Consider the following 11,139-nt stretch of genomic DNA (forward strand, 5'->3'; position numbering starts at 1 on the left):
AATACCAGGGCCAGGTCGGCGTGACCCTGCCGAAAATTTAATCCCCGGGGCGCCGGGGATTCGTATAATCCGCGTTTTTTAATCCGCCCATTCCAACGGCTTCCCTCTGGAGCAGGCCATGCGCTTCCGTTTTCCCGTTGTCATCATTGATGAAGACTTCCGTTCCGAAAATGCTTCGGGGCTCGGTATCCGTGCGCTCGCCGAGGCGATCGAGAAGGAAGGCATGGAGGTGCTGGGCGTCACCAACTACGGCGATCTGACTTCGTTCGCCCAGCAGCAGGCGCGCGCCTCGGCATTCGTGCTGTCGATCGACGACGAAGAACTCGCGGGCACAGCCGAGGATGCGCAGACGGCGCTGCAAAAACTGCGCGCGTTTGTCGAGGAAGTGCGTTTCCGCAACGCCGAGATCCCGATTTTCCTGCACGGCGAAACCCGCACTGCGCGCCATATCCCGAACGACATTTTGCGTGAGCTCAATGGCTTCATCCACATGCTGGAAGACACGCCGGAGTTCCTTGCGCGCTATATCCTGCGCGAAGCGCGGGCCTATCTCGACTCGCTGGTGCCGCCGTTTTTCCGCGCGCTGACCCATTACGCGGCGGATGGCTCGTACTCCTGGCACTGTCCCGGCCACTCGGGCGGCGTGGCCTTCCTGAAGTCGCCGATCGGCCAGATGTTCCACCAGTTCTTCGGCGAGAACCTGCTGCGCGCCGACGTCTGCAATGCGGTAGACGAACTGGGGCAGCTGCTCGACCATACCGGCCCGGTTGCAGCATCCGAGCGCAACGCCGCGCGGATTTTCAACTGCGACCACCTGTTCTTCGTCACTAACGGCACCTCGTCGTCCAACAAGATGGTGTGGCATGCCAACGTCGCTGCGGGCGACATCGTGGTGGTCGACCGCAACTGCCACAAGTCCATCCTGCACGCCATCATCATGTGCGGCGCGATCCCCATTTTCCTGACGCCGACGCGCAACCATTACGGCATCATCGGGCCGATTCCGATGGATGAGTTCCGTCCCGAAAACATCGCCAAGAAGATCGCGGCGCACCCGTTTGCCAAGGACGCGAAGGGCGGGCCGCGCATTCTCACCATCACCCAGTCGACCTACGACGGCATTCTGTACAACGTCGACATGATCAAGGAATTGCTCGGCGACACCATCGACACGCTGCACTTCGACGAAGCCTGGCTGCCGCACGCGACCTTCCACGATTTCTATCGCGGCATGCACGCAATCGGCAAGGATCGCCCGCGCGCCAAGGATGCGCTGGTGTTTGCCACCCAGTCCACGCACAAGCTCCTGGCCGGCTTGAGCCAGGCCTCGCAGATTCTGGTGCAGGACGCCGAAACGCGGAAACTCGATTTTCACCGTTTCAACGAAGCCTATCTGATGCACATGTCGACCAGTCCGCAGTATGCGATCATCGCCTCGTGCGATGTGGCGGCGGCGATGATGGAGCCGCCCGGCGGCACCGCGCTGGTCGAGGAGTCGATCAAGGAGGCGCTCGATTTCCGTCGCGCCATGCGCAAGGTCGACGAGGAGTTCGGCGATTCGTGGTGGTTTACCGTGTGGGGGCCGGAAAAGCTTGCCGACGAGGGCATCGGCGAACGCGAAGACTGGATGCTGACGGCGAACGACCGCTGGCACGAATTCGGCAAGATCGCACCGGGCTTCAACATGCTCGATCCGATCAAGGCCACCCTCATCACGCCGGGACTGGACATGGACGGCGCCTTTGCCGACTGGGGCATTCCGGCGGCGATCGTCACCAAATACCTGGCCGAGCACGGCGTCATCGTCGAGAAGACCGGGCTGTATTCCTTCTTCATCATGTTCACCATCGGCATCACCAAGGGCCGCTGGAACACGCTGGTGACCGCCTTGCAGCAGTTCAAGTCGGACTACGACGAGAACCAGCCGCTGTGGCGCGTGCTGCCGGAGTTCGTGGAGAAACATCCGCGTTATGAAAAGACCGGGCTGAAGGATCTGTGCGACCAGATCCACACCATCTACAAGGCCAACGACGTGGCGCGGCTGACCACCGAGATGTATCTGTCGGAGATGGCGCCGGCGATGCGACCGGCTGACGCGTTTGCCAGAATGGCGCACCGCGAGATCGAGCGCGTCGAGATCGACCGGCTCGAAGGCCGCATTACCGCCATGCTGGTGACGCCGTATCCGCCGGGAATTCCCCTGCTGATCCCGGGCGAGCGCTTCAACGCCACCATCGTGCGCTACTTGCAGTTCACCCGCGAATTCAACGAGAAATTCCCCGGCTTCGAAACCGACGTGCACGGCCTGGTCAGCGACGTCGTCGACGGCAAGGCGCGCTATTACGTCGACTGCGTGATCTGACCGGATGGCCCGAGCGGCTTGATTTGCCAGGCAAAAAGCGTATGATTCGCAGTCCCCGGTTTGCCGGGGATTGTTTTTTGCTGTTTTAACCTTGCTCCACCGCACCGCAGCGGGGGGCTGAACCGAAAGGAAACTCGATGCGGCATTACGAAATCGTATTTATCGTCCATCCCGATCAGAGCGAGCAGGTGCCCGCCATGATCGAACGCTACAAGGGCAACATCACCACGCGCGGCGGCAGCGTCCACCGCCTGGAAGACTGGGGCCGCCGCCAGATGGCCTATCCGATCCAGAAAGTCCACAAGGCCCATTACGTGCTGATGAACATCGAGTGCGACCAGGAAACCCTGGAAGAACTCGAACACGGCTTCAAGTTCAACGACGCCGTGCTGCGCCATCTGACCATCAAGCGCGACGCTGCCGTGACCACGGCCTCGCCGATGATGAAGGAAGAGAAATCGCGCGACATGCTGGACAGCGCCAAGCCGGAAGCAGCAGCCGAGCAGCCCGCCGCAGCCTGAGCGAGTGAATCGGCTGGCCATCAGCGGAGCCCTCATCCAGGTTGACCCGGTGCGATACAGCCCGGCGGGCGTGCCGATTGCGGAGGCGGTGATTCTTCACCGCAGCAGTCAGTCGATAGCAACCCAGACCAGGCAGGTGGAATGCGAGTTGACGGTGCAGGCGAGCGGATCGCTTGCCGCTCAGTTGGCTCAGCTGACCACCGGAACGCAGGTCAAGCTGGAAGGCGCGCTGAACCGGCGCAGCGTGAAAAGCCGACAACTGATCTTGATATTGAATCGAATCGAAAAGGAATAAATCATGGCCCGTCCCATGGGTGGAAAATCCGGCGGCAAGTTCGCCAACAAGCGCCGCGACAGCGGCAACCGCGGTCTCTTCAAGCGCCGCAAGTTCTGCCGCTTCACCGCCGAGAAAGTGGTGGAAGTCGATTACAAGGACGTCGACGTGCTGAAGGAATTCATCGCCGAAAACGGTCGCATCATCCCGGCCCGCATCACCGGCACCAAGGCGCACTACCAGCGTCAACTGGGCACTGCGATCAAGCGCGCGCGCTTCCTGGCGCTGATGCCTTACACCGACCTGCATTGAGGAGACGGCCATGCAAGTGATTCTGATGGACAAAGTCGTCAACCTGGGCAATCTGGGTGACGTGGTCAAAGTGAAAGACGGTTTCGCCCGCAACTTTCTGATCCCCACCGGCCGCGCACGCCGCGCCACGCAGGCCAACATGGAAGCGTTTGCCGCGCAGAAGGCCGAACTGGAACGCGTCGCCGCCGAAAAGCTGGCCGATGCCCAGCGCCGCGGCGAAAAGCTGGAAGGTGCCCGCGTGACGGTCAGCCATAAAGCCGGTGTCGACGGCCGCCTGTTCGGCTCCGTGACCAACGCAGACATCGCCGATGCGCTGAAGGCGCAGGGCCATGATGTGGCGAAGGCGGAAGTCCGTTTGCCCGAAGGCCCGTTCAAGGCCATCGGCGAATATCCGGTGGTGCTGGGACTGCACCATGACGTCATCGCCAACATCACGGTAGTGGTGGCCGGCGAACAGTAATTTCCGGCGGAAACCCAAAAAGGGAGCCTGGCGGCTCCCTTTTTTATTGGTGCCCCCAGGGTATTCCCGGATGTCCACGCTTTATCCACAGTCTTATCCCTTGGTGGGGGTAAGGCCGGAGTCTAGAATCCTGCCATGGCCGCTATCCACTCGCTGACTGCAAGTCCCGATCCCCAGTTGGCGCAGATGCGCCTGCCGCCGCATTCGCTCGAAGCCGAGCAGGCGGTCCTGGGCGGCCTGCTGCTGGACAATGGCGCGTGGGACCGCATCGGCGACGTGGTCGCGGAAAGCGATTTCTACCGCCAGGATCATCGCCAGATCCTGCGCGCGATCGTGCGGCAGATAGCCGAAAACCGTCCGGCCGACGCAGTGACGGTTTCCGAGTCGCTGCAATCGCTCGGCCAGCTCGAAAGCGTCGGCGGGCTTGCCTACATCGTCGCGCTGGCGAGCAATACGCCGTCGGCCGCCAACATCCGCCGCTATGCCGAAATCGTGCGCGAGCGTTCGGTGATGCGCCGCCTCGCCGAAGTGGCGACCGGCATTGCCGATACCGCCTACGCACCGGCCGGGCGCAGCGCCTCGCAGTTGCTCGACGAGGCCGAGGCCAAGGTGTTCGAGATTGCCGAGTCGGGCAGCCGCGGACAGGCGGGCTTCACCGAGATCAAGCCGCTCTTGAAGGAGGTGGTCGAGCGCATCGACGAGCTGTACCACCGCGACAACGATTCCGGCGTCACCGGCGTGCCTACCGGCTTCCACGATCTCGACCAGAAAACCTCGGGCCTGCAGCCGGGCGACCTGGTCATCGTCGCCGGCCGGCCATCCATGGGCAAGACCGCGTTCTCGATCAATATCGCCGAAAACGTCGCGCTCGACACCGGCTTGCCGGTGGCGGTGTTCTCGATGGAAATGGGCGGGGCGCAGCTGGTGATGCGGATGATTGGTTCGGTCGGCAAGCTCGACCAGCACCGGCTGCGCACCGGCAAGCTCGGCGAAGACGACTGGCAGCGTCTCACCTATGCGCTCGGCAAGCTCAACGACGCGCCGGTCTTCATCGACGAATCGCCGGGGCTCAACGTGCTGGAACTGCGCGCGCGGGCGCGCCGGCTGATGCGCCAGTGCGGCAAGCTCGGCCTCATCGTGATCGACTATTTGCAGCTGATGGCAGGCAGCGGTGGAGGCGAAAACCGCGCCACCGAAATCTCCGAAATCTCGCGTGCGCTGAAGGGGCTGGCAAAGGAATTGCAGGTGCCGGTGATTGCGCTGTCGCAGTTGAACCGCGGGCTGGAACAGCGCCCCAACAAGCGCCCGGTGATGTCCGATTTGCGCGAATCGGGCGCCATCGAGCAGGACGCCGACGTCATCCTGTTCATCTACCGCGACGAGGTCTACAACCCCGACACGCAGGACAAGGGCACCGCCGAAATCATCATCAGCAAGCAGCGTAACGGCCCTATCGGCACGGTAAGACTGGCCTTCATCGGCGAATACACGCGTTTCGAGTCGCTGGCGCAGCCGGGCGCCTACTAAGCCCTGATGCGCCCCATCCTGGCACGGATTTCGATTGGCGCGCTCGCGCACAATCTGCGCGTGGCGCGTAGTTGCGCGGTGGCGGCGCGCCTGTTTGCCGTGGTCAAGGCCAACGCTTACGGCCACGGGTTGTCGCGCGCGCGCCGCGGGCTGGCGGCGGCCGACGGCTTTGCGGTGCTGACGCTGGAAGAAGCCGCCAATCTGCGGCAGATGGGCGTGGAGCAGCCTATCCTGCTGCTCGAGGGGATATTCGGCGCCGACGAAATCGCCTCCTGCGCCGAGCTGGACCTGTGGCCGGTGCTGCACCATGCCGGGCAGCTCGACTGGTTGCGGCGGCACCCCCCCGCCCGCCCGATCCAGGTCTTTCTCAAGTTCGACAGCGGCATGCACCGGCTGGGGTTTCCTCTCGCCGAGCATGCTGCCGTCGTCGCGCGGGCGCGGAGTTTGCCCGGCGTGGCCGGCGTCACGCTGATGACCCACTTTGCCCAGGCGGACGAGGCGGCAGGCGTGGACTGGCAGTTGCAACCCTTTCTGCGCGGGGTCGCCGGCCACGGCCTGCCGTGGAGCAGCGCCAACTCGGCGGCGCTGCTGCGTTATCCGGAAACCCTGGGCGCATGGGCCAGGCCGGGGCTGATGCTGTATGGCGCTTCGCCTTTTGCCGATGCGTCAGCCGGGCAACTGGGCCTGCGGCCGGCGATGACCCTGCAGTCGGAAATCATCAGCGTGCAGACCCTGCAGGCGGGCGAAGGGGTGGGCTACAGCCAGCTGTTCCGCGCGGAGCGCTCGATGCGGGTGGGCGTGGTGGCCTGCGGCTACGCCGACGGCTATCCGCGCCATGCGCTGACGGGCACCCCGGTGCTGGTCAACGGCCGCATGAGCCGAACGCTCGGCCGGGTGTCGATGGACATGCTGTGCGTGGATTTGAGTGAGCACGCCGACGCCGGGGTCGGCAGTCCGGTGGTGCTGTGGGGGGAGGGGCTGCCGGTGGAGGCGGTGGCCGCCGCCGCCGGCACCAGCAGCTATGAACTGCTGTGCGCGCTGGCCGCGCGGGTGCCGGTGCTGGAGGTGGATTAAAGGCGCAGCGCGGTGTGAACGAAAAAGCCGGGTTCGCCCGGCATTTTTTATGGCGCCGGGTCGGGTGCGGAAAAACATTCCAGATGGCGTTCGCCCCGGGTGAACGCTGCGCAGTCGAGTGGCAGGGCTGCTGCATGCAAGGCCGCGGCAAACGCCGCGAAGTCGGCAATCCCCTCGTAAACCTCCATCCACGTTTCTGGATCGTCACAGCGCCTCATCCGCCGCGGCGGATGGCGGCAATGCGCAGCCATCGCGTCCAGCAATGCGTCGATCCGCGCAGCGGCGAGGTCGGCCTGCGCGGGGTCGATGCGGTAATAAACGTAGGCGCTGCTCACCTATGCGGGCAGCGCGTAGGGCAGGGGCTTCAAGGTCAGCGCGGCGCCGTCGGCCGCTTTCAGGTGCAGGGTCTGCGTGTTCGCGCTTTCGACCTGCGCCACCGCCAACACATCGAAACCGCCGGCCGGTGCCGGGGCGGCGTTGACCACGGTGCCGGTGACCTGGCCCGCGAGGTCGGCGCTGTACAGGCTGTCGCCGGGGGCGGCTTCGGCATCGACATGCGCGAGGAACATGCGGCGCTTGAGTTTGCCCAGGTACTGGCTGCGGGCGACGATTTCCTGGCCCGGATAGCAGCCTTTCTGAAAGCTCACGCCGCCGATGACTTCGAGATTGACCATCTGCGGCACGAACTGCTCCTGGGTGGCGGCGACGATCATCGGAATGCCCGCGTTGAGCCGCAACCAGTCCCACACCGGCGCACCGACCGGGGTGGCTGATTCGCACAGAATTTGCCACACGGCAACGGCGCGCTCGGGCGCAAGCGACAGGACAAATTTATCGTCGCCAAGGCGGATCACCTGTCCGGCGGCGCCGGCGCAGGTATGCATCGCGGCCTCGGGGACGGCGCCCATCGCTGCAGCCACGGCTGCCTGCGCCTGCTTGCCGGCCACCACCAGCCGCACGCTTTCATCGCTGGCGTCGCGCGCCTGCACCTTGGCGCGCATGATGAACATGGATAAGCGCTTCAGTACGCCGGCTGCGATGTCGCCGGACAGCTGCAGGCAGTAATCCTCGCCCTGCCGCCACATCAGGAAATTGCCGAGCAGGCGCCCCTTGGGACTGCAATAGCCGTTCCACTGCGCGCCGTCGGCATGAAGGGCGCGCACGTCGTTGGTAAGCTGACCCTGCAAAAACGCGGTGGTGTCGTCGCCGCGGAACGCGATCACGCCGAGCTGCGATAAATCCGCCACAATGGTGCCGTCCGTGGCGGAACGTTCGGCGGCGGCATCGCCATAGTGCAGCACGGTGCCGTCTTCGATTGCCGCGCCTTGGGATTGCAGAAAGTTTTTCCAGGAATCGATCACGATACGTTCCATTCAAAGGGGATGCGATGAAGCCCAAAAGTGTACACGCTGATGCGCGAGATTGAGCTCAAACCCTCACGCCGGCTGGGGCTGTTGCTGCTGGGCATGACGATGCTCGCGTTGGCCGCCATCCATCTCGCAGCCGTGCCGGCAGCGGTCCAGCTGGCGCTCGGCATGGCCGTGATCGGCCTGGGTGTGCGGGGCTGGCGGCAGGCGCGTCGTACGGATGCATTGCGCGTGGCGGCGGACGGCGGGCTGCAATGCCTGGATGATGCGGGTGAATGGCGCGACGTCGAGGTGCTGGGCGACAGCCTGGTTTCGCCTGCGCTGATCGTGCTGCGTTATCGCGTTGCGGACAAGCGTGTGCGCAGCCTGGCCTTGCTGTCCGACAGCGCGGACGCCGACGATTTGCGCCGGCTCAGGGTAGCGCTTCGCTGGACACGCCGCATACGCTCGGGCACATCGTCCCCGGACGCGGGTTGAGCACGGTATTGCCGGCGACCGGCAACGTCTCGGGGTAGTCGCGGCTGTAGTGCAGGCCGCGGCTTTCCTGCCGCAGTTGCGCGCAGCGGACGATGAGATCGGCACTTTGCACCAGGTTGCGCAGCTCGATGAGGTCGTTGCTGACGCGGAAATTGCGGTAGAACTCGTCGATTTCGGCGCGCAGCAGGCGGATGCGGTGCGCCGCCCGCGTGAGCCGCTTGTTGGTGCGCACGATGCCGACGTAGTCCCACATGAAGCGGCGCAACTCGTCCCAGTTGTGCGAGATCACCACTTCCTCGTCCGGATCGGTGACGCGCGATGCGTCCCATGGCGGCAGGTCGAGCGACGGGGCGGGCGGGGTGGCCAGAATGTCGGCGGCGGCGGCGTGGCCGAACACCAGGCATTCGAGCAGCGAATTCGATGCCAGCCGGTTGGCGCCGTGCAGTCCGGTGAAGGTGACTTCGCCCACCGCATGCAGGTTGCACAGGTCGGTGCGCGCGTCCATGTCGGTGACGACGCCGCCGCAGGTGTAATGCGCGGCGGGCACCACCGGGATCGGCTGGCGCGTGATGTCGATGCCGAGTTCGAGGCAGCGGCGGTGGATCGTGGGGAAATGTTCGCGCACGAAATCGGCCGGCTTGTGGCTGATGTCGAGGTAGACGCAGTCGATGCCGCGCTTTTTCATTTCGAAGTCGATCGCGCGCGCCACCACGTCGCGCGGGGCGAGTTCGGCGCGTTCGTCGTGGTATTGCATGAAGCGGCTGCCGTCGGGCAGCAGCAGATGGCCGCCTTCGCCGCGCACCGCCTCGCTGATGAGGAAGGACTTGGCGTGCGGGTGATACAGGCAGGTGGGGTGGAACTGCACGAATTCGAGGTTGGCGACGCGGCAGCCCGCGCGCCAGGCCATCGCGATGCCGTCGCCGGTCGCGGTGTCCGGGTTGGTAGTATAGAGATAGACCTTGCCGGCGCCGCCGGTGGCCAGCACGGTGTGGCCGGCGGCGAAGGTCTCGACCTCGCCGCTGCCCTTGTTGAGCGCATACGCGCCGTGGATCTGCCGCTCCTCCCCGCCGGCGCGCTTGCCGGTGATGAGGTCGATGGCGACATGCTGCTCGAAGGTGTCGATGTTGGGGTGCGCGCGCACGCGGTCGAGCAGGCTGGTCTGCACTGCATGCCCGGTGGCATCGGCCGCGTGCACCACGCGGCGCTTGGAATGGCCGCCTTCGCGCGCCAGGTGCAGGCCGCCGGCGGCCTGCGGGTCGGCGGTGAAGGCGACGCCGTTGGCAGTCAGCCAGGCGATCATTTCGCTTGCGTGGCTTGCCACCATGCGGGTGACCGCTTCGTCGCACAAGCCGGCGCCGGCAACCAAGGTGTCGTGCACATGCGCCTCGATCGAGTCGCCGCTGTCGACCGCGGCGGCAATGCCGCCCTGCGCCCAGTCGCTGGCGCCGTCGGTCATCTGGCGCTTGGTGACAATGGCGACGCGGCGCCGGTCGGCCAGCTTGAGCGCGGTGGTCAGCGCGGCGAGGCCGCTGCCGAGGATGAGGACGTCGTATTGGTGCATGGTGTCGCCGGATGATAACAGGCCTGGCCTCGCCCGAATAACCCTGTCTGGGGTGAACTTTTTTGCCGTGGCCGGCTCACACACGCTGGAAGATGCGGTCACGTATACTTTCACCATAAACAAAAAGCAGCAGGGAGATATGTCGGACCGCGAACTGGATCAGGTGCTGGTCGAACGCGCCCAGCAGGGCGACAAGCGCGCTTTCGAGCTATTGGTGATTAAGTATCACCGCAAGCTCGGGCGGCTGTTGTCGCGCATGGTGCGCGATGCGGCCGAGGTGGAAGACATTACGCAGGAGGCCTTTATCAAGGCCTACCGCGCGTTGCCGGGCTTTCGCGGCGAGAGCGCCTTTTACACCTGGCTGTATCGCATCGCCGTGAACACCGCCAAGAACTATCTGGTGGCGCACAAACGCCAGCCGGTGTCGAGCGATGTGCTGGCCGAAGATGCGGAGAACTACGAAGATGGCGATCTGTTGCGCGACATCGCGACGCCGGACGCGGAACTCCAGACCAAACAGATCGCCAAAGCAGTCAACGAGGCGGTCGATGCGCTGCCCGAGGAATTGCGGACAGCCATCACGCTGCGCGAAATCGAAGGCATGAGCTACGAGGACATCGCGCAGATGATGGAATGCCCGATCGGCACGGTGCGCTCACGGATTTTCCGGGCGCGCGAGGCCATTGCCGAAAAAATACGCCCGATGCTGGGCACCAGTCAGGATAAAAGGTGGTAACCATGTCAGCACTTCGCAAACCAGACATCCCCTCCCAGGCCGAGCAGACCGGCGGTATGCCGCTGATATTGTCCGCTACGCTCGACGGCGAGGCGGCGCGCACTGAAACCGAGGCCTGCATCGCGGCTTTGAAACGCGACGACGCCTTGCGGAAAACCTGGTCCGAATACCATTTGATAGGCGACCTGATGCGCGGCGCGACGCCGCTCCAGGACGACTTCATGGCGCGCTTCTCAACGCAACTGGCGGCCGAACCGACCGTGCTCGCGCCGCGCCGCAGCGTGTGGCCGCAACGGGTGGCGGTGGCGTCGTTTGCCTCGCTTGCCGTATGGGGCGCAATTTCGCTGACCGGATTGATGCCGCAGGCGCCGGCCACTGCACCGATGGCGGCGGCGCCTGCGCCGGCCTTCCAGCAAGCTGCGCAGGCGCCGGTTGCGGCGCGCGACGATGCCCGTCTGGCCCCCTATC

13 protein-coding genes are annotated in these 11,139 nt (G+C 64.7%); 10 read left to right on the top strand and 3 right to left on the bottom strand.

Annotated elements, in window-relative coordinates:
* The first annotated feature begins 118 nt into the window (after window positions 1-118).
* From BGO62_RS06650 to alr, 7 genes are all read left to right on the top strand, one after another.
* Entirely contained in the window at window positions 119-2,362 is a 2,244-nt protein-coding gene (locus BGO62_RS06650) for an arginine/lysine/ornithine decarboxylase (RefSeq protein WP_296640487.1), read from the top strand.
* 137 nt (window positions 2,363-2,499) lie between these two features.
* The gene (gene rpsF, locus BGO62_RS06655) at window positions 2,500-2,883 is read left to right on the top strand and encodes a 30S ribosomal protein S6 (protein ID WP_296640490.1); all 384 of its coding nucleotides are present in this window, start codon (window positions 2,500-2,502) and stop codon (window positions 2,881-2,883) included.
* 4 nt (window positions 2,884-2,887) lie between these two features.
* Window positions 2,888-3,178: a primosomal replication protein N gene (priB, locus tag BGO62_RS06660; RefSeq protein WP_296640492.1), complete on the top strand. Its 291-nt coding sequence runs from the start codon at window positions 2,888-2,890 to the stop codon at window positions 3,176-3,178.
* Between the two features lie 3 nt (window positions 3,179-3,181).
* Complete coding sequence (gene rpsR, locus BGO62_RS06665; RefSeq protein WP_363923946.1) at window positions 3,182-3,469, top strand: 30S ribosomal protein S18; 288 nt, start codon at window positions 3,182-3,184, stop codon at window positions 3,467-3,469.
* A 10-nt stretch (window positions 3,470-3,479) separates the two neighbouring features.
* The gene (gene rplI / locus BGO62_RS06670; RefSeq protein ID WP_296640495.1) at window positions 3,480-3,929 is read left to right on the top strand and encodes a 50S ribosomal protein L9; all 450 of its coding nucleotides are present in this window, start codon (window positions 3,480-3,482) and stop codon (window positions 3,927-3,929) included.
* 135 nt (window positions 3,930-4,064) lie between these two features.
* The gene (dnaB, locus tag BGO62_RS06675) at window positions 4,065-5,456 is read left to right on the top strand and encodes a replicative DNA helicase (protein ID WP_296640497.1); all 1,392 of its coding nucleotides are present in this window, start codon (window positions 4,065-4,067) and stop codon (window positions 5,454-5,456) included.
* A 6-nt stretch (window positions 5,457-5,462) separates the two neighbouring features.
* Complete coding sequence (alr, locus tag BGO62_RS06680) at window positions 5,463-6,530, top strand: alanine racemase (protein WP_296640500.1); 1,068 nt, start codon at window positions 5,463-5,465, stop codon at window positions 6,528-6,530.
* 47 nt (window positions 6,531-6,577) lie between these two features.
* On the opposite strand, the gene BGO62_RS06685 is transcribed toward alr, so the two are convergent.
* Window positions 6,578-6,865: a DUF4936 family protein gene (locus BGO62_RS06685; RefSeq protein WP_296640502.1), complete on the bottom strand. Its 288-nt coding sequence runs from the start codon at window positions 6,863-6,865 to the stop codon at window positions 6,578-6,580.
* Complete coding sequence (locus BGO62_RS06690) at window positions 6,866-7,891, bottom strand: folate-binding protein (protein WP_296640504.1); 1,026 nt, start codon at window positions 7,889-7,891, stop codon at window positions 6,866-6,868.
* A 39-nt stretch (window positions 7,892-7,930) separates the two neighbouring features.
* Here BGO62_RS06690 and BGO62_RS06695 point away from each other — a divergent pair, with 39 nt between their 5' ends.
* Window positions 7,931-8,374 (top strand): protein YgfX, encoded by a 444-nt coding sequence (locus tag BGO62_RS06695; protein WP_296640505.1) that lies wholly within the window; start codon window positions 7,931-7,933, stop codon window positions 8,372-8,374.
* Here the strand turns inward: BGO62_RS06695 and nadB are convergent.
* Window positions 8,310-9,935, bottom strand: coding sequence for an L-aspartate oxidase (nadB, locus tag BGO62_RS06700; protein WP_296640506.1), 1,626 nt, complete (start codon window positions 9,933-9,935; stop codon window positions 8,310-8,312). The genes BGO62_RS06695 and nadB overlap by 65 nt on opposite strands.
* Window positions 9,936-10,074: 139 nt before the next feature.
* Between nadB and rpoE the strand changes: the two genes are divergently transcribed.
* Together rpoE and BGO62_RS06710 are read left to right on the top strand one after the other, a co-directional pair.
* A complete protein-coding gene (rpoE, locus tag BGO62_RS06705) occupies window positions 10,075-10,671 on the top strand; it encodes an RNA polymerase sigma factor RpoE (RefSeq protein ID WP_296640512.1) in 597 nt (198 codons plus the stop codon).
* A gap of 2 nt (window positions 10,672-10,673) precedes the next feature.
* Window positions 10,674-11,139: sigma-E factor negative regulatory protein (locus BGO62_RS06710; protein ID WP_296640508.1), on the top strand; the 466-nt coding region annotated here is incomplete at its 3' end.

It is taken from the genome of Thiobacillus sp. 65-1402 (assembly GCF_001897685.1).
Lineage (GTDB): Bacteria > Pseudomonadota > Gammaproteobacteria > Burkholderiales > Thiobacillaceae > Thiobacillus.